Annotated in this window: 16 protein-coding genes; 7 read left to right on the forward strand and 9 right to left on the reverse strand. The window is 66.6% G+C overall.

Annotated features, from left to right (window positions below):
* Nucleotides 1–23: 23 nt before the first annotated feature.
* Together IPI67_02745 and IPI67_02750 are read right to left on the reverse strand one after the other, a co-directional pair.
* Complete coding sequence (locus IPI67_02745) at nucleotides 24–824, reverse strand: hypothetical protein (GenBank protein ID MBK7579099.1); 801 nt, start codon at nucleotides 822–824, stop codon at nucleotides 24–26.
* Between the two features lie 96 nt (nucleotides 825–920).
* On the reverse strand, nucleotides 921–2,852 hold the full coding sequence (locus IPI67_02750) for a DUF4388 domain-containing protein (protein MBK7579100.1): 1,932 nt from the start codon (nucleotides 2,850–2,852) through the stop codon (nucleotides 921–923).
* A 255-nt stretch (nucleotides 2,853–3,107) separates the two neighbouring features.
* Here IPI67_02750 and rplM point away from each other — a divergent pair, with 255 nt between their 5' ends.
* The 3 genes from rplM to IPI67_02765 are packed head-to-tail and all read left to right on the forward strand — an operon-like array spanning nucleotide 3,108 to nucleotide 5,023.
* On the forward strand, nucleotides 3,108–3,554 hold the full coding sequence (gene rplM / locus IPI67_02755) for a 50S ribosomal protein L13 (GenBank protein ID MBK7579101.1): 447 nt from the start codon (nucleotides 3,108–3,110) through the stop codon (nucleotides 3,552–3,554).
* Between the two features lie 15 nt (nucleotides 3,555–3,569).
* A complete protein-coding gene (gene rpsI / locus IPI67_02760) occupies nucleotides 3,570–3,965 on the forward strand; it encodes a 30S ribosomal protein S9 (GenBank protein ID MBK7579102.1) in 396 nt (131 codons plus the stop codon).
* Complete coding sequence (locus tag IPI67_02765; GenBank protein MBK7579103.1) at nucleotides 3,962–5,023, forward strand: N-acetyl-gamma-glutamyl-phosphate reductase; 1,062 nt, start codon at nucleotides 3,962–3,964, stop codon at nucleotides 5,021–5,023. The genes rpsI and IPI67_02765 overlap by 4 nt, the downstream gene beginning before the upstream one ends.
* Here IPI67_02765 and IPI67_02770 read toward each other — a convergent pair.
* The 3 genes from IPI67_02770 to IPI67_02780 are packed head-to-tail and all read right to left on the reverse strand — an operon-like array spanning nucleotide 4,962 to nucleotide 7,215.
* On the reverse strand, nucleotides 4,962–5,660 hold the full coding sequence (locus IPI67_02770; GenBank protein ID MBK7579104.1) for a hypothetical protein: 699 nt from the start codon (nucleotides 5,658–5,660) through the stop codon (nucleotides 4,962–4,964). The genes IPI67_02765 and IPI67_02770 overlap by 62 nt on opposite strands.
* A complete protein-coding gene (locus tag IPI67_02775; protein MBK7579105.1) occupies nucleotides 5,657–6,364 on the reverse strand; it encodes a hypothetical protein in 708 nt (235 codons plus the stop codon). Before IPI67_02775 ends, IPI67_02770 begins: the two co-directional genes overlap by 4 nt.
* A gap of 35 nt (nucleotides 6,365–6,399) precedes the next feature.
* On the reverse strand, nucleotides 6,400–7,215 hold the full coding sequence (locus tag IPI67_02780; protein ID MBK7579106.1) for a hypothetical protein: 816 nt from the start codon (nucleotides 7,213–7,215) through the stop codon (nucleotides 6,400–6,402).
* Nucleotides 7,216–7,341: 126 nt separating this feature from the next.
* Here IPI67_02780 and IPI67_02785 point away from each other — a divergent pair, with 126 nt between their 5' ends.
* Together IPI67_02785 and uvrB are read left to right on the forward strand one after the other, a co-directional pair.
* On the forward strand, nucleotides 7,342–8,124 hold the full coding sequence (locus IPI67_02785; GenBank protein ID MBK7579107.1) for an autotransporter domain-containing protein: 783 nt from the start codon (nucleotides 7,342–7,344) through the stop codon (nucleotides 8,122–8,124).
* Nucleotides 8,125–8,257: 133 nt separating this feature from the next.
* Complete coding sequence (gene uvrB / locus IPI67_02790) at nucleotides 8,258–10,384, forward strand: excinuclease ABC subunit UvrB (GenBank protein ID MBK7579108.1); 2,127 nt, start codon at nucleotides 8,258–8,260, stop codon at nucleotides 10,382–10,384.
* Between the two features lie 73 nt (nucleotides 10,385–10,457).
* Here the strand turns inward: uvrB and IPI67_02795 are convergent, their stop codons facing one another.
* On the reverse strand, nucleotides 10,458–10,901 hold the full coding sequence (locus IPI67_02795; protein MBK7579109.1) for a hypothetical protein: 444 nt from the start codon (nucleotides 10,899–10,901) through the stop codon (nucleotides 10,458–10,460).
* Between the two features lie 85 nt (nucleotides 10,902–10,986).
* Nucleotides 10,987–12,069 (reverse strand): mannose-1-phosphate guanylyltransferase, encoded by a 1,083-nt coding sequence (locus IPI67_02800; protein ID MBK7579110.1) that lies wholly within the window; start codon nucleotides 12,067–12,069, stop codon nucleotides 10,987–10,989.
* Nucleotides 12,070–12,356: 287 nt separating this feature from the next.
* Between IPI67_02800 and IPI67_02805 the strand changes: the two genes are divergently transcribed.
* Entirely contained in the window at nucleotides 12,357–14,978 is a 2,622-nt protein-coding gene (locus tag IPI67_02805; GenBank protein ID MBK7579111.1) for an amidohydrolase family protein, read from the forward strand.
* Nucleotides 14,979–15,024: 46 nt separating this feature from the next.
* Complete coding sequence (locus IPI67_02810) at nucleotides 15,025–17,268, forward strand: bifunctional salicylyl-CoA 5-hydroxylase/oxidoreductase (protein ID MBK7579112.1); 2,244 nt, start codon at nucleotides 15,025–15,027, stop codon at nucleotides 17,266–17,268.
* Between the two features lie 11 nt (nucleotides 17,269–17,279).
* Here the strand turns inward: IPI67_02810 and IPI67_02815 are convergent, their stop codons facing one another.
* Both IPI67_02815 and IPI67_02820 read right to left on the reverse strand, forming a co-directional pair.
* Nucleotides 17,280–17,900 carry a hypothetical protein gene (locus IPI67_02815; GenBank protein ID MBK7579113.1) on the reverse strand — a complete coding sequence of 207 codons (621 nt, stop codon included), beginning with the start codon at nucleotides 17,898–17,900 and terminating at the stop codon, nucleotides 17,280–17,282.
* A 38-nt stretch (nucleotides 17,901–17,938) separates the two neighbouring features.
* Complete coding sequence (locus IPI67_02820) at nucleotides 17,939–18,406, reverse strand: DUF3293 domain-containing protein (GenBank protein MBK7579114.1); 468 nt, start codon at nucleotides 18,404–18,406, stop codon at nucleotides 17,939–17,941.
* Between the last annotated feature and the right edge of the window lie 23 nt (nucleotides 18,407–18,429).

Consider the following 18,429-nt stretch of genomic DNA (forward strand, 5'->3'; position numbering starts at 1 on the left):
AGGCACGCTGGCCCGTCACCCCCTCACTTCGTGCCGTCGAGATCTTCGGCCAGGTACGACAGGATGACCTCGTCCAGCGATTTTTCGCCGATCAACGAGTCACCGAAGATGCTGCGATTGTCCGGCGGGGGCGCGTCACCAAAGATCGAGGCCGGGCGCGAGACCGAGTAGCGGCCCGGCGGTCCCTCTCCGGCGGCAGCGCCCCGACGCCGCATCAACGGCGAGCTGAGCGGCGTGCCGATCGGCGTCGCCGATCTGGGCGGGGGCACGCCTGCGAACTTGGCTGCCATCGCCTCGACCGCGGAGTCGATGGAGTGGGACGGGGGTGGCGGCGTCGGGATACGCGCGCGCGACACGGGCAACGCCTCTGCCACGGCAGCAATGGGCTGGTGCAGCGGTTCGCTCGGAAGAATCTGCTCCGGCGTTTGCCACTCGACCGGCAGCGGCGTGCTGATGCGCGCCGCGACCTCCTCCGGCGTCGGCTCCGGCACTAGCTTCTTGGCTTCCGCACCGGCCGGCACCGCCGCCGGGGTTGCGACCGCCACCGCCGGCGGGCCGAACGCCGCCTCGATCACGGCGTCGAGCTCCCCGGCACGCAGCGCCACGAACATGGCCTTGTGCTGGTCCTTCATCATCCGCTTCAGCGTGGCCGCCATGTCCGCGGTCCCGAGGTGCTCGGAGTAGTCGGTCCTGACACTCTTCAGGATGCGTCCGCCGTCGCCGAACAGGTGCGTGATGATGTGTGGGCGCTTGACGCCGCTATCTTCGGTCTGAATGTGGAAAACCCGCCCGTGATGCCGCACGTTGTTGTTGTACCCGAGCATGGGGGGCGGGGTTTGAGACACTCTTTGGGCTCCGACCGAGAGAAAAAGCGTATCACGCTGAGGCGCGCAGGCGCACCTGGCAGCAACCAGCGCACATCAGGCGCCTTCGTCCATGCGCCGCATCCCCTCGAGCAGCAGAGCTTCGGGGCTCTCGGCGATCAGGCGCTGAGGCGCCTCGAAGTTGGGATCAAAGACGAAACTGCCCTCTCGCAGGCGCAGCATGCCATACACGGCCTCCGCGCCGCGGAGCGTGCCGTACATCGCGTTGAACACGTTGCCGCCGACGAAATGCACCTCGCCGTTGTCCGCGGAGGTCCTCAGCTTGAGCGCGCCCGTCTTGCGCCCTTGGCTCAGGACCTGCACCAGATCCGGCAGCCCCATCTCGGCGAGGGACCCGGCGACGCCGCCCGGCCCCGCCGTGGCGGACCGCTCGAGGATGGTCTTGATCTTCGCCACCAGGAGGTCGGGGCTCACGGGTTTGGTCAGATAGTCCGTCGCGCCGGCCTCGAAAGCCTTCTGCGCATCAGCGCCCGCCGTTCGTCCCGTGAGGAAGACCCACGGCAACTTCAACCCCCACTTCTGGCGGCGAGCCCAGCCCAAGAGCGACAGCCCATCCATCGGAGTGAGATCCATCTCGGCGATCACGAGCTGAATGTCACCGCGCTCGAGCAGCTTCATCGCCTGGTCGGTGTTGCGGGCGGGCCGCACGTCGAAACCTTGCTCCAGCATGCGCAGCTCCAGCACCGTAGTCTCTTCGGGGTCGGGGTCGACGATCAGCGCGACGTGGCGCGTAGCGAGCAACCGGGCGCGGAGATCGTCACCCGTGATGATCAGCCGGAACAGATCCACGATGTTCGGATCGAAGACCGAGCCACGGTAACGGGCGAGCACGTCGCAGGCGGCGGCGGGCTCGAGCAGCTGGCGGAATGGGTTCTTCGGATTCTGTGTGAGATCCGCGTAAGTGTCGGCCACGGCGAGCAGCCGAGCGATGAGCGGGATCTCCTTGCCGTGCAGCGACCCCGGCAGTCCGTCGCCGTCGTAACGCTCGTACATGGTCTCGATCGCCAGCGTGACCTCGCGCGGCAGCTTGACCGCCTCCATCAAGCTGGTCGGCGCCCGGTAGAGCTTGGTCCCGACGGCCCGGTGCTGGTCGTACTGCGCCACGTTGAACGCCGTCAGGTGGTACTCCGTGACTTTGCCCAGGTCGTGCAAGTAACCGACGATCACCGCGCTGGTTCGCTCGGCGTCCGGCAGGCCGATGCGCTCGGTGATCTTGCGCATCAGGCGCGCGACGTAGGCGGAGTGACCACGCAAGTCGGGTCGTGTGCTCTCGAGCAACGAGGTCAGCACGTTGAGCGTCTCGAGGTAGGAGTTGGTCGCGACGGCCTCCGCGCCGACCCCGAAGGTGCCACCAGTCAGATCTTGACCGGACAGGATGCGCTCCCGCCCCGGGCGCTCCGCCGAAAGAGCCGCCGCCAAGGTCTCCGGGCTGACGAGGTTGCGCTCGTAGACGTCCAGCATGCTCGAGAACTGCGCTTGCGCCTGCCGATCGAGCACCGCAAACGCGTGGATGTCCCCACCGTAGGCCTTTGCGATCGCCGCCTTGACGGCCCGAGGGCGCCCGACGAACGCGCGCACGCTCTTCACCCCGGAGGCGATCTGCGCCTCGTGAAGCGCCTCCGCGTTGTCGGGGTCGGCAGTCACTACCGACAAGACGCTGGCTTGCGCGTCGAACAACACCGGAAACAGTTGGTGTTGCTCGGCGAGGCGCTTGGGCACCTTCTCGAGTGCAAAGCGATCGACCTCTGCCCTGGACAGCTTTTCGGTCGACACGAACCGAGTGCGGTGGATACCCGCCAGGTACTTGAGCAGCGAGACCTCGTCGGTGGCTCTGAGCTCCAGCAGACACTCCTCCACCCGATCGCCCGTTCGCTGAACGAACGAGATGCACGCCTCTTGCTGCTCACTCGTGATGAGGCCGTCGGCCACCATCCGCTCGACGAGGCGCAGGCTGGCGGCGGGAGTCATGGTGCGGTGTTCAGGGAGACGCTGGGAGTATAGCGGACCCGGCGCCGGTTAACCCCCCGCGCATGCTGAGGCCAAACCCCCAGAAGAAGCTGGGTTTCCCCGGTCGGCAGCCAGTATCGGCCAGGACTGGCGCCGCGCCCCCCGAATCTCCCTGGGACGGACCGAAGGCGCGCTTGACGGACTACCCGGCCGAAGCTAGTAATGCCGCCCCTTTCCCGGCGGGCCCCCGACTCGCCTTCACAGGAATTCTCTGTCATGCGCCAGACGAAGCGGACGTATTCGGCGAAAACTGCCGAAGCGCAAGCCACCCGCAAGTGGTGGATCATCGATGCCAAAGATCAGCCCCTCGGGCGACTGGCGAGCCGTGTTGCAACGGTGCTGTCCGGCAAGAACAAGCCGACGTACACGCGCCACATCGACACCGGCGACTTCGTGATCGTGGTGAACGCCACCGGCGTGAAGCTGACCGGGAACAAGGCGACCACCAAGCTCTACCACCGCCACAGCGGGCACTCGGGCGGACTCCGCAGCCGTGCGTTCGCAGAGGTGCAGCAGACACACCCCGAGATGCCGATCACCAAAGCGGTCAAGGGAATGCTGCCAAAGAACGTGCTCGGGCGCGAAATGCTCGGCAAGCTGAAGGTCTACGCAGGCGCGGAGCATCCGCACCAGGCACAGAAGCCGGAAACGCTCGCGCTCTGAGAAAGATTCTAGAAAATGTCCGAGACGACCTCCATTTACGCCACTGGCAAGCGCAAGACTGCAGTCGCTCGCGTTTGGGTCAAGCCCGGCACCGGGCAGATCAACATCAACGGCGGTTCCGCCGATGAGTACTTCGAACGTCCGACCAGTCGCATGATCATGCGACAGAGCCTCGAGCTGCTCGAGCTGCTCGACAAGTACGACGTGGAAGCGACCGTCAAAGGCGGCGGGCACAGCGCCCAGGCCGAGGCCATGCGCCACGGCATCGCCCGCGCACTGACCTCGGAGGATCCGGAGCGCCGCAAGTCGCTCAAGCGTGCCGGCTTCCTCACCCGCGACTCCCGCAAGAAGGAGCGCAAGAAGTACGGCCAGGCCGGCGCCCGCAAGCGCTTCCAGTACAGCAAGCGTTGACCTCCGTCCGCGTTGGCATCGTCGGAGCCAGCGGCTACACCGGCGCCGAGCTGGTGCGGCTCATCAGCGCGCACCCCGAACACGAGCTCGTCTACCTCGGAGCACGGGACAAGGCAGGGCTCTGCCTGGGAGCGGTGCTTCCGCCCACCAACGGCGTCCCGGGTCTCGGCGACCGGGTGCTCGAAGCGTTCGACCCGGCCGCCGCGGCGGAGCTGGCAACGCGCATGGACGTGGTGTTCACGGCCCTGCCGCACGCGCACAGCGCCCGCGCCGGCAAGGCGCTCTACGACGCCGGACTCCGCGTCGTCGATCTGTCGGCGGACTTCCGGCTCAAGAACGTCGCCGACTATCACGAGTGGTACGGCGAGCACCCGGCGCCGGAGCTACTCCCGGAGGCGGTCTACGGCTTGCCCGAGCTGCACCGCGAGGAGCTCCGAGGCGCGCGCCTGATCGCCGCTCCCGGCTGCTACCCGACGAGCGCGATCCTGCCACTGTCTCCGCTGCTCTCGAGCGGGCTCGTCGAGCCCGCGGGTATCGTCATCGACAGCAAGAGCGGCGTGACGGGTGCAGGGCGAAGCCCGAGCGCAAACACTCATTTTCCCGAGACCGCAGAGGGCATGCGCGCGTACAAAGTGGCGGGCAAACACCGGCACGTCCCGGAGATCGAACAGGAGCTCGCGCTGGGTGCGGGCGCCGCGATCCGCGTGGTCTTCACCCCGCACCTCGCGCCCTTCTCTCGAGGCATTTTTACTACCGCCTACGCTCGAGCAAAACCCGGCGTGACGGCAGACCAATGCCGGGAGGCAGCGCGAGCGAGGTACGAGGGTGGCTTGGTCACCGTTCTCGACGAGGGCCACCTGCCAGACACGTTGTGGGTGCGCGGCTCGGCGCGGGCGCACGTCGCCTACGCGCTCGACGAACGTGCGGGGATGATCGTGGCCCTGTGCGCCATCGACAACCTCGCGAAGGGTGCGTCCGCGCAGGCCATCCAGGCGCTCAACGTTTGCCTGGGTCACCCGGACTCGCTGGGGCTGCCTCAGCTGGCGATGTTCCCGTAGACGGATCCCCTACCGACAGCGGCACGGCGACGTCCCCGACGTAGACCAAGGTGTCCGGGGTCGCTGCGACCTCGCGAAATCGCACGCGCCCGGCGACATCGCTCTCCCCCTGGAGCGTGAGCCCTTGCGCGCGCACCACCACCGTGGCGTGGGCCACCGGTCGGTCATCACAAGCAACCAGAGGTCCCGCCGGGCCTCGCACCATCTCCGGCTCTAGCTGGCGGCGCTCTTCACCCTCGGAGAGCAACGGGACGAGCGCCACGCCAGCCCCACCGGCGATGAGCGAGCCACCGAGCAGATCCGAGCCCTGGTTCGAGAGGAGGATCGAGCCCCCGATGAAGGCCGCCGCAGCGCCAACCAGGCGTCCCCCGGTCGCGCGCACACGATCGACCTCGAGACGCTCGATGCGGGTGCGGTGGATCTCGGAGCAGAGGGCCACCGACCGCACGCGGATGTCCAAAAAATTCGAGTGCGGTACGCTGAGTGCGTACAAACGCTCCGAGCCGGCCACGCGCTCGCGACCTTCGAAGCGCGAAGGTCCAGGCCGAGTCGTGATCTGCCGATCGTGCGTCATGCATGCGCTGGTGTTCAGCAGCGCGAGCAGCAGCGCGACAGCGGCCGCGCGTCCGCTGTTCACCTCGACCTCTTGATGATCAGGCGCTGCACACTCACACCATCGACCCACACGTCGAAGTCGGCACGGCCATCGACCCAGACGCTTTCCGGCAAGTTGAGCCGCCCGCGGCCAAAACCATCCAGCGGCGCAACGAAGCGCCGGCCGCTCGGCGTTCTGAGCTCGACGCGGGCGGGCGAACGTCGCTGCTTGTGTTCACACGGTACGACCCGCGGCGCAGGCTCGAGCGTGGTCTCCTCTCGCACCGACTGGCTGTCGGAGAAACGACTCCCGTCAATCGCGAGCGCAACCCCAGCCCCCAGCCCCGCTGCGAGCGAGAGCACACCGAGCACGTCCGAGCCGCGGACCTGATCGGACGAGGACTGCCGCCGAGCGGCGATTCCGACGCCCACACCGACACCCATCAACACGGCTTCGCCCGCGAGCGTACTCGGGCTTGGTTCGCGGCGGACCCGCTCGCGCACGAGCGCGCGTTCTCGAAACTGCACGACGCAGCGTGGACCACCGCTCACGACGACCGAGAGCGAAGCTCCGTTCAGCGTCGCGCGGACCTGGATCTGATTCAGCTCGGGGCGTTCCGTCTCGGACACCCGCACGCTCTCGTCTTCCAGAATTTCACGCGTGCGCGTCTCCTGCACGTGGGCGCAGCCGAACTGCAGGCTGGCGACCCAAAACGCCACCTGGGCCAGAGAGCGACACGCGCGCACGGGGCGAGTCTATCGCGTCTGGGACCGGGTTGGCATCAAGGACAGCGGGCCCCGCCCTGATGAATGGTGATCTTCGACAGCTTCAGCTGCGCATCGAGGGTGGCGTAGTGCGGCTTCAGCGCGGCGAACCAGTCCACGTGTTTGCCGATGATCGCGCCACCGGTGTCGTCCGCGCTGAAACAACCGTCGTGCACGAACCCGCCCCACGGTGGGTCGCCGGGCACAGCCACGCCGTCGAGCTCCGGCACGTAGACCCTGCTGCCGTACGGGATCTCGGCCTTATCGACGGCAAACGACCGGAACGGGACCAGCGCCTTGCCCTGTACTCCGTAGCCCCACGGGTGCTGCGCGTCGGCCACCAGGTAACAAGGCGAAGTCGGGCACGCGCACGACCCGGCGTAGTTCAAGAGCCGCCCGTCGCTGAGCCGACCCGTGCCCTCGAGCTTGAGCGAGGCCGCAAACTTCGCGCTGACCAGCGCCAGCTGTTTGCAGTTCTTGTCATACACACTCGTGTCTTTGGCGCCGGTGAACTCCTCTTCAGTCGTCACCCAGTAATAGGTCAGCTGGAACGATCCGAGCAGGGGCCCGGGCTCCGGCAAGTTTGCGTCGGCGCCGCCGTCGACAGCCAGGGTGCCTCCGCCGCCGGACGCTCCGCCAGTTCCTCCACCTGCTTGACCGCTCGCACCCCCGCTCGTGAGACCGCCGCTGCCGCCAGCCTGGTTGCCACCACTGCCCGCCGCTCCGCTTGCACCACCCGTCCCGTTCGCTTGAGGACCGGCCGAGTCATCCGAGACGCAGGCTGTCGCGGACAGCATCACCACCAAGACCGAGGACGCTAGAGACGTTCGCACGCCCGAAGGTTACGCTCAAAACGCTCACGCGGCTCGCATGATCGTCGAGCTCGTCGGCCGCGTGTGATGCCTTCGCCAGAGAACTCATTGACGGCGAGCGAAGGGCGCGCATGCTCTCGGGTTCGAATGTCGCATCGGGTACGCACGGCGCTGACGAGCTCATTGCTCACCTCGAGCCTCAGCATCGTGAGCCCGGCAGGGGCACAAGCGCCCATGCCGCCGCCTGCGCCTGCGCCGACCGTCGCGCCCGCCGCTCCGGTGCCGCCGGGGCCCCCGGCCGCCGGCTACTACTATCCCACCCCACCCCCGCCACTGCCGCCCCCAACCGCCAGCGGCGCGAAGCTGGGGGTGCACGAGCACGAGGGGTTCTTCCTGCGGATGGGGCTGGGGTTCTCGAGCATGCTGACCAAGACGGAAGGAACGCTGGGTCAGCCCGACCCCGGCGGCGACTTCAGTGGAAATGGGGGCGCGCTCGAGTTGCTCCTGGGTGGCACGCCAGCGCGCGGGTTCGTGATCGGCGGCGGGCTCGTGCTCCATTCCTGGCCCGAACCCAGCTACGACAACGGAGGCACCCGCACGCGCCTGAACGGCGCACAGCTCGGCTCGTCATTCCTGGCGCTGTTCGGTCAGCTCTACTTCGACAGAACCAGCGGCGGCTACGTACAAGCCCTCGTGGCTGGCGCCGAACAGACCTATCGCTACGAAGAAGCCGGTGAGACCAAGGAGGCGGGGCTGTCCGGCTTCGCCCTGGCCCTGGGCGGCGGCTACGACTTCTGGGTCGGCGAAGAGTGGAGCCTCGGGCCCGAGCTACGCCTGAGCTACGCGCGTGTGGAGCACGAGGATGCCGGGGTCACGACTCGACATCGCACCCTTGCGCTCACGCTCTCTTTCAGCGCAACCCTGCACTGAACGCGGCGGAAGAACCGGAGCTTCGCGGCCGATTGGCGCGGCACGAGAGGCGAGCCGCCGCCCATTTCCATTCGAGTTTCGTCCGCCCAGTTGAAATGCAAACGGCCTCGCCAGATGATGTGGGACTTTTTCCATGAAGCGTGAGTTCAAACTGCGCAGCGACTTCACGCCCAAGGGTGATCAACCTGCGGCGATCGCACGGCTCACGGCCTCCCTGGACGCTGGGGATCGCTATCAGACCCTCTTGGGGATCACCGGCAGCGGCAAGACGTTCACGGTGGCAAACGTCATCCAGCATCTGCAGCGCCCCACTCTGATCATCGCGCCCAACAAGACCCTCGCCGCTCAGCTGTACGGAGAGATGCGCGACCTGTTCCCCGAGAACGCGGTCCACTACTTCGTAAGCTACTACGACTACTACCAGCCGGAAGCCTACATTCCGACCACCGACACCTTCATCGAGAAGGACGCGATCATCAACGATCAGATTGATCGCATGCGGCACGCGGCGACCCACGGCCTGCTCTCTCGCTCCGACGTGATCATCATCGCCAGTGTGAGTTGTATCTACGGAATCGGCTCGGCGGAGTCCTACGAGGGATTGCTGATCGAAATCGTCAAGGGCGAAGAACTGCTGCGCGACCATCTGCTGCGCCGACTGGTAGACATTCAGTACGAGCGCAATGACGTCGACTTCCACCGCGGCACCTTCCGCGTCCGCGGTGACGTCGTCGAGATCTTCCCAGCCTACGAGGACAAGACCGCGATCCGCGTCGAGTTCTTCGGGGACGAAGTGGACGGCATCAGCGAGGTCGACCCGGTGCGTGGGCGGGTGCTCGCGGAGCTCGATCGGTATTCGGTCTATCCCGGCTCCCACTACGTGACCCCGCGGCAGCAACTACAGCGCGCGATCGACGCGATTCGCACCGAGGTGCGGGAGCGCCTGGACTTCTACGACAAACAGGGCCGCTTCCTGGAGAAACAGCGCATCGAGCAGCGCACCATGTACGACCTCGAAATGCTCGAACAGATGGGCTTCGTGCAGGGCATCGAGAACTACTCGCGCCACCTGTCGAACCGCGAGCCCGGCGAACCTCCCCCCACCCTCATCGACTACTTCCCCGAGGACTTCCTGCTGATCTTGGACGAGTCACACCAGACCGTGTCCCAGATCGGGGCGATGTATCGCGGAGATCGCTCCCGCAAGGAGACGCTGGTCGAGTTCGGGTTCCGCCTGCCGAGCGCGCTCGACAATCGCCCGCTCAAGTTCGACGAGTTCGAAAAATACATGCGCCGTGTCATCTTCGTGTCGGCGACCCCCGGTGATTTCGAGCTAGAGCACAGCAAAGACTGCATCGTCGAGCAGCTGATTCGACCGACGGGGCTGCTCGATCCGGAGATCTTCGTGCGTCCGGTCTCGGGCCAGGTCGATGACCTCCTGGTCGAGATCAGGAAGCGCGTCGCGTGTGACGAACGCGTGCTCGTCACGACTCTCACCAAACGCATGGCGGAGGATCTCACCGAGTACTACGCGGAGCTGGCGATCCGTGTGCGGTACCTGCACTCCGACATCGACACGCTCGAGCGCATCGACATCCTTCGCGATCTGCGAGCGGGTGAGTTCGACGTGCTGGTTGGCATCAACCTCTTGCGCGAAGGCCTCGATCTACCAGAAGTGAGCCTGGTGGCCATTCTGGACGCCGATCGCGAGGGTTTCCTGCGCAGCGCCCGGTCGCTGATCCAGACCGTTGGACGCGCGGCCCGCAACTCGCATGGCCAGGTCTTCATGTATGCCGATCGCATCACCGATGCGATGCGCTTCGCCATCGACGAGACCAACCGACGCCGGACGATCCAGGCAAAGTACAACCAGGATCACGGCATCACGCCCGAGACGATTCAGCGGGCGATCCTCGACATCAACCCCGCCAGCGGCACGACGGACTACTACGCCGTCCCGCGCCCCGAGCGCTCGTCGGCCGGGGCCCGAGGCCGCGCGCCCCGCACCCCGGATCCCCAAGAGGAGCTCGCCGATCGCATCGAGGCGTTGCGGCAGCAGATGTTCACCGCGGCCGAGGGCCTGGAGTTCGAGACCGCGGCGCGCCTCCGAGACGACCTGCGGAAGCTCCAGGCTGGGTTGTCGCCCGAGGCCCGAGAATCCATGACCCCCAGCCCGCCGCGCGCCGCGTCCAAATCGATGCCGCCGGGCAGAGGCAAGACACCGCGGCCGAGCTCCCAGCCCGGGAGGCGTCGACGCTGAGAAACGGCGCGCGCCCTCGCGAGCGCGAGCGATGGCGCTCCGGTGATCGGAGTCTACCCGAGCAAGAGGAAGCTCACGGTGCCTGGCAGAAGGTGTTGATCTGGTTCACCAGGTCGTCCTCCTGCTTCACGATCTTGTCGAACTCTTTCTGCGCCGACTCGGCTTGGTCGGGGTTCTTGGTCTCGATCGCCGTCGCAACCTGACGAGCCGTCGACGCGGCCTTCGTGCACATCTGCTGATAGTTCGCCGAGTGGGCCTTCAGCTCCGCCGTGCTGACATCGAGTGCCCCCACGTCCTTGGCCAGTTGATCGTAGAGCTCACCGAGCTTTTTCATCTCGGAGATGACCTGCGCGTCTTCCCCACCCTTCGAGGCGGAGTGCTGCTCGATCTCCTTGATGGCGGTGTTCACCTTCTCGATGAAGGCGTTACACTCCTTCGTCTTCTTGAACTTTCCGCACCCGGTCAGCGAAAAAGCGGCCGTGATTGCGAAGGCTGCGAGGACGATACGCTTGCGCATGGAGCTCTCCTTCCGAGGCACCCTCTACCTTGCCGGTCGCCGCCCGGGCTAGTCCGAATCGCACGTGACGAGGCGGCCAGCGACCTCAAAGCAGATCGGTGCTGCCACGCTCCTTGAGCGCGTCCACCACTTTTCGCACGTCCTGGGCCTGATCTCGCGGAATGACGAGGAGCCCGTCGTCCGTCTCGATCACACACAGTCCGTCGACCCCGACCAGCGCAATGACTCGGCGGCGGCCGTCCGTGCGCAGGTCCTTGACCAGGTTGTTGCTGGCGTCGGCGAGCACGGCGTCCGCCGGCGCGGCGTTCCCGCGTGGGTCCTTCGGCGCGAGCTCCCAGGCCGTCTCCCAGCTCCCCAGGTCGCTCCAACCGAAGCTCCCCGGCACCATCGCGAGCTCCTCGGCCTTCTCCATGATGGCGTAATCGATGCTCACGGACGGGAACGCCTCGAACGCCTGGATGAGCGCCGACGTGCGCTCGGCCGCAGGCACAGCGTAACAACGGTTGAGCGCCGCCGCGACCTCGGGCAGGTGCTCGCGCACGGCCCGCGCCATCACGTCGGCGCGGAAGAAGAACATGCCACTGTTCCAGAAGTGGCGCCCGCTCGCCAGATACTGCTCGGCGCGCGCGCGGTCGGGCTTCTCGACGAAGCGGGTCACGCGCCGCACGCTGGCAGACGTCCCTTCTCCCGCCTCGATGTAGCCGTAGCCGGTCTCGGCTCGAGTGGGTGTCACCCCGATCGTCGTGATGATGCCATCCCGAGCGCTCTCGACGGCAATGCGGATCAGAGCGCGATAGGCATCCGCATCGCCGATGTGCTGGTCACTCGGCACGACCATCACGACGGCGTCGGGATCACGAGCCAGCACCTCCCAGGTCGCCCACGCGATGCACGGCGCCGTGTTGCGCGCCACGGGCTCCCCCATGAACGAGACCTCCGGAAGCTGCGGCAAGAGCGCGCGCGTTGCTCCGAGCAGATGTCTGCCCGTTGCGATCAAGATCCGCTCGCTCGGGCACAGCGGCTCGAGTCGCCGAACAGTGGCTGCGATCAAACAGTCCGGCTCGGGGCCGATCGCGAGCAGTTGTTTGGGCAGGGCCTTGCGTGACGCGGGCCAGAAGCGCGTCCCGCTTCCGCCGGCCAACACCACGCTGAATAGATGAGGGATCATGCCACGACTCAGCCATCCAATTATCACGCTTCGGACGCTGCGCGGCGCCGCTCGTGGGGCCGCGCAGCGCGCGACGAACGCGACGAACGCGCATTGCCGCACCACGCTCCGCTAGAGCGCCCCTCCAACTTGGACCAGGTGCGCCCACCGGGTGCACTACTTTTCGCTCATTTCGAGCGCGAGGCGGCCGAAGGAACCCGAGAGCGTCGCGGAGCTACGGGCCGTGACGGAAACCTGCGCTATGTTCCGCCGCCCCTCCGGGGCACTCCCACGATCCGGTGCTCGATATGAAGACCTTCTACACGCCTCGCCCTGTCTTGATCGGTTCCCTCGCGAGCCTCATCGCGCTCTCCCTCACCTCGGCTTGTGGGGACGACGGAGGGGGAGGAGGCGGAGGCAGCGGGAACCTGGGTGGCAACGGCAACACCGGCGGCACCAACACCGGCGGCACCAACACCGGCGGCAGCGGCGGGCTCGCAGGCAGCGGGGGACTCGCGGGCAGCGGAGGGCTCGCGGGCAGCGGCGGACTCGCGGGCAGCGGCGGAACCGGCGGCAGCGGCCCCGGCACCGCGCTCAAGATCACCGAGTGCAAGACGCTGACCGCCACGAGCGAGCTGTGCAGCGTTCAGTCGGGCCAGAAGGGACTGCGGCTGATCGGCAACGTGCTGGCGCCCCAAGAGGTGCTGCACGGCGGCGAAGTGCTGCTCGACGCAAACGGCATCATCACCTGCGTCGGCTGCGACTGCTCGACCGCAGCGGGTGCAGCGACCGCGCCCACCGTCACCTGCGCCAACGGCGTCATCTCGCCAGGGCTCGTCAACTCCCACGACCACATCACGTACGCCAACAACGCCCCCTACGACGTGGGCACGCTACGCTACGACCACCGTCACGAGTGGCGCACCGGGAAGACCCCTGGCAAACCCGAGATCAAGTACTCGAGTGGTGCCTCCAAGGACGTCGTGCTCGCCGCAGAGCTCCGCTTCGTCATGAGCGGTGCGACCTCTTCCGTCAGCGCCGGCGGAGTGGGGCACTTGCTCCGCAACCTCGACACCGCCAACAAGGAAGGGCTGCCGGCCCAGACGGTGAACAGCGACACGTTCCCGCTCGACGATGCGAATGGCAAGATGCTGGACAGCGGTTGCAACTACGGCTCGGCGCCCACCACGGCGCAAGACATTGCCAGCCTCGACGCCTATCAGCCGCACATCTCCGAGGGGGTGAACCAGGCGGCCCGCAACGAGCTGACGTGCACCACCTCGGGCACCCTCGATGTCGTCGAGCCACAGACCGCCATCGTGCATGCCATGGCCGTGACGCCGACGGAGGCCAAGGCAATTGCCGACTCCAAGGCCTGGGTGGTCTGGTCGCCCCGCTCGAACATTGCGCTCTACGGCAACACCGCGCCGGTCACGCTGCTGGACAACGTGGGCGTCGGCATCGCGCTCGGCACCGACTGGATCCTATCCGGATCGATGAACCTGTCGCGAGAGCTGCGCTGCGCCGATGACATGAACCAGAAGTACCTGGGCAAACACTTCTCCGATTTCGATCTCTGGCGCATGGTGACCACCAACGCGGCCATCGCCGCGGGCGTCGAGCGCGGCGTCGGCATGCTCCGCACCGGCTTCATCGGTGACATCACCATCTTCGATGGCACGACGAAGAAGGACCACCGAGCCGTGATCGACGCCGAGCCGAAGAACGTGGCTCTGGTGCTGCGCGGCGGGGCTCCGCTCTACGGAGACGACGCGCTCGTGGCGAACGCTGCGGTGGGCGGCGCGACCTGCGAGACCTTGGACGTGTGCGGGGCGGCCAAGCGCGCTTGCATCGCCAAAGACACCGCCAATGGCTCGACCCTCGCCGGGGTCAAGACCGCGGGCGAGGCCTTCGCGCCACTCTTCAGCTGCGGCGGGGCGCCGACCAAGGAGCCGAGCTGCGTGCCCTCGCGTCCGAGCGAATACACTGGCCAAATCACGGCCACCGACAAGGACGGCGACGGTGTACCCGACGCAACCGACCTCTGCCCGGACGTGTTCGATCCGGCTCGCCCGCTCGACAAGGGCAAGCAGGGTGATGCGGACAACGACGGCAAGGGCGACGCCTGCGACCCCTGCCCCTTCGATCCCAACGACAAGTGCCCGAAGCTCAATCCGGATGACCTCGACGACGACGGCTGGGCGAATGGCGTGGACAACTGCCCGGACGACGCCAACCCGGGACAGGAAGACAGCGACAAAGACGGCAAGGGGGACGCTTGTGACACCTGCGCCACCGCAAACCCGACCTTCGCGGCATGCCCGATCAGCATCGAGGCCGTTCGCGATCCCAAGAACCCGCAACATCCGAAGCCGGGTACGCAGGTCAAGCTCACCGGCCTCTACGTGACGGCGCTCCGACCCGACACCGGAAAATCGCGAGGGTTCTACGCACAGGACGCCTCGCTGAAGCCGTACACCGGCATCTTCGTCTTCACCGCCGGGCTCACCCCCACCGTGGCAGTCGGAAACAAGATCGACATCAGCGCGAAGTACGACGAGTTCTTCAATCTGAGCGAGCTCGCCAACTCCGTGATCACGGTGACAGACTCCGGTACGACCCTACCGTTCGGCCCAATCCCCGTCGCAAACCCCGCCGACATCGCCACTGGCGGGAGCAAAGCCGAAGGCTTTGAATCGATGCTGGTCTCCGTCTCGAACGTGCTCGTCACGAACATGAACCCGGACAGCCCCAAGGACTTCGACGAGACCGCGGTGACCGGAAACCTGCGCATCGACGACGAGCTCGAGCCCACAATCGACAACACCTACGGCGTGGGGACGGCCTTCTCGAAGATCACCGGCGTGCTGACCTTCTCGTTCAGCAACCACAAACTCGCGCCGCGCAGCTTGGCTGAGCTCGTTCCCTGACGGATGATGACGAACCTCGCGGAGGTCAGCAGTGAAGATCGCGTGCATCGGAGGAGGTCCTGCAGGGCTCTATTTCGGGATCTTGATGAAACGGGTCGACCCGGCCAACGAGGTCAGCGTCTACGAGCGCAATCGGGCCGATGACACCTTCGGCTTCGGGGTGGTGTTCTCGGACGCCACCCTGGACAACCTGGCCGCGGCCGACCCCGAGAGTCACGCGGCGATCCTGGCCAGCTTCGCCCACTGGAACGACATCGACATCCACTTTGGCGATGGCGTGATTCGCTCGACTGGCCACGGCTTCAGCGGCATGGGTCGGCAGACGTTGCTCGGCATCCTGCAGACCCGCGCGAGCGAGCTCGGCGTCCGTGTCCTGTACGAGACCGAGGCGCCCGCGCTGGGCGAGCTCAGTCGTGAACATGACCTGGTCGTCGCCGCGGACGGCGTGAACAGCGCCGTCCGCGACCAGCTGGCCGTCCACCTGACTCCGGAGCTCGACTGGCGCCCGAATCGCTTCGTGTGGCTGGGCACGACCTTCCCCTTCGAGGCGTTTACGTTCTACTTCAAACAAAGCGCACACGGTTTGTTCCGGGTCCACGCCTACCGCTACGCCGAAGACTCCTCGACCTTCATCCTCGAATGCACCGAGGAGACCTGGAAGAAGTCCGGCCTCGACCAGGCGACGGAAGATCAGACCATCGAGTACGCCGAGCGGCTGTTCTCGGCCGAGCTCCGCGGGCACCGCCTGCAAAAGAACCGCAGCATCTGGCGGGCGTTCCCCACGGTGAAGAATCGAGCATGGCATCACGAGAACGTGGTGTTGCTCGGAGACGCGGTCCACACCGCCCACTTTTCCATCGGCTCGGGCACGAAGCTCGCGATGGAGGACTGCATCGCGCTTCGCGACGCCCTCGCGGCAAATCCCGAGCTGCAGTCTGCCCTCGACGCTTACGAAAAGGAGCGGCGACCGGTCGTCGAAGCCACCCAGCGCGCCGCCCAGGTCAGCCTGGAGTGGTTCGAGCAGACCGAGCGCTACATGGGGCTCGCGCCAATCCAGTTTGCGATGAGCCTCCTGACACGCAGCCTGCGGGTCACTCACGAGAACCTGGCGCGCCGCGATCCGGCGTTCGTCCGCCAGCTGAACCACTGGGTCCGCGACCAGGCGCTGACGCAGTCGGGCGTCGCCGCCGCGCAGCTACCGGCAGACGTTCCGCCGATGTTCACTCCGTTCCGGCTGGGTGAGCTGCTGCTCGACAATCGCGTGGTCGTCTCGCCCATGTGCCAGTACTCAGCCGAAGACGGCGCCATCGACGATTGGCATTTGGTACACCTGGGCAGCCGCGCCCTGGGCGGCGCCGGGCTCGTGATCACGGAGATGACGGATGTGAGCGCCGACGCGCGCATCTCCCCCGGTTGCGCCGGCATGTATCAACCCGAGCACGCAATCCGCTGGCGGCGCGTGGTCGACTTCGTTCATCAGCACAGCTCCGCAAAGATCGGCATGCAGCTCGCCCACGCCGGCCGCAAGGGTGCGACCAAGCGCTTGTGGGAGGGTGCCGATCAGCCCCTCGACAGCGGCGCGTGGCCACTGCTCGCAGCCTCGGCGATCCCGTACTTGCCCCACAGTCAGGTGCCCCGAGTGATGGATCGCTCGGACATGGACGCCGTGAAGCGGGACTTCGTCCGTGCAACCGAGCTCTCGGCGAGCGCAGGCTTCGATCTGTTGGAGCTCCACGCGGCACACGGCTACCTGCTCGCGAGTTTCATCTCTCCGCTGACCAATCGCCGCGACGACGGCTATGGGGGCAGCATCGAACGACGCATGCGCTACCCGCTCGAGGTGTTCGATGCGGTGCGAGCCGCCTGGCCCGCGGGCAAACCCATCAGCGTGCGTATCTCAGCCTGCGACTGGGCGCCCGGTGGGATCTCTGCCGAGGACGTGCTCACCGCGGCGCGGTTGTTGAAAGAACACGGCGCGGACATCCTGGATGTCTCGGCAGGACAGACCGTCGCGGATGCACGACCGGTCTACGGCCGCCTGTTCCAGACGCCGTTCAGTGAGCTGGTGCGCCTCGAGGTCGGTATCCCCACCATGACCGTGGGCAACATCTCGTCGTGGTCCGACGTCAACAGCATCATCGCTGCGGGGCGCGCGGATCTCTGTGTACTGGCACGCGCGCACCTCTACGATCCGTACTGGACTCGGCACGCCGCCAACGATCAGGGTTATTTGCTCGCCTGGCCCAACCAGTACGAGAGCGTCGCCCGCTACGTTCCGCGGTTCAGCTGACGGACCGGAGCTCAGCTCCCGCTCTGTCGAGCTGTTCTCTGTTTCGGCACCACGTACGGTTGCTCGACCACGAGATTCCAGGGCTCGCCGTTGCGCCAGAAACGTCCCCAGATCTCCGGCGCTCGCTCGTTTCTGGAGCCGATCACCACGCCAATGACGTCGCCGGGAGTCAGCGCGGGGCGTCCCGCCGCGTGGGTGAGCACGTCTCCGTCCTGGAGTCCGATGCCGAGGGCACTCACACCCACCAGGGCCAGGCCACGCGGACGCTCACCCTGAGCCGCAACCGGGAAGCCCGCAGGCCGTGCACCTGCGCTCGCCAAACGCAGCACCATGTCGGCGCGGACGCGGATCCCCTTCTTCGGCACAGCGGGCGGCAGGCGACGAGGCGCCGCGACCGAGCGAGTCGTGGCCAGCGGGGCGGCCTGATCGGCGTCCATCGGCGCTGGCGGCAACGCCTCGATCAGGACGGGGGACGGCGTCCGCGGCGTGCTCGACGTGAACGCCCGGACCTGGAGGGCGAGGCTGCGACCGGCGCGCGTGCCGAGAACGTCAGCGAGCTTCGACGTCCCAACCGCCGCGAGCGGCAGCGGAAGAGTCAAGACGATCGCGAGGGCAACGCTCCGGCCGACCACTTCGACAGGTTACCACGCCGCTCGAGCCGTCGGACCCTTCAGTTGCGGATCCGCCAGTTTCCCGGGTAGGTCCGGCCAATGTCGTCGCAGGTCGGGTCGGTCACGATCAGCTCGGGCCGCGCGTTCTGACACACCAGGATGGTGTTCTGGCGGAACGTGCGCCCGAAGTAGATGGCTTCTTCCTTCTGCACACCGTGCACCAACCACGCGGGCTCTCGCCACACACCCTCGGGCTCCTCGTCGTAGCCCACGCAGTGTTCGACGCGGAAACAACCCAGGATCAACAGATCCCGCATGACGTGGTGGCGGGCCTCGTTGACCCGGCGCGGGAGCAGCATGCTGCGCGGGTTGTAGGCCGTAAGCACCGCAAAGTCGCGCCGCAGCAGCTCGGGCAGCGCACCGATGTCGTGGACGATTTCCCCGTCCATGGACACACGTAGGAGCCCCGACTCCGAGGGCAGCTCGTAGACGGTCGCGAAGTAGGATCGGAGCAGGTTTTGGTCCACCGAGGCGCCTTTCTAGCTCAATT

The organism is Myxococcales bacterium (assembly GCA_016706225.1).
In the GTDB taxonomy this organism is placed as follows: domain Bacteria; phylum Myxococcota_A; class Polyangia; order Polyangiales; family Polyangiaceae; genus JADJKB01.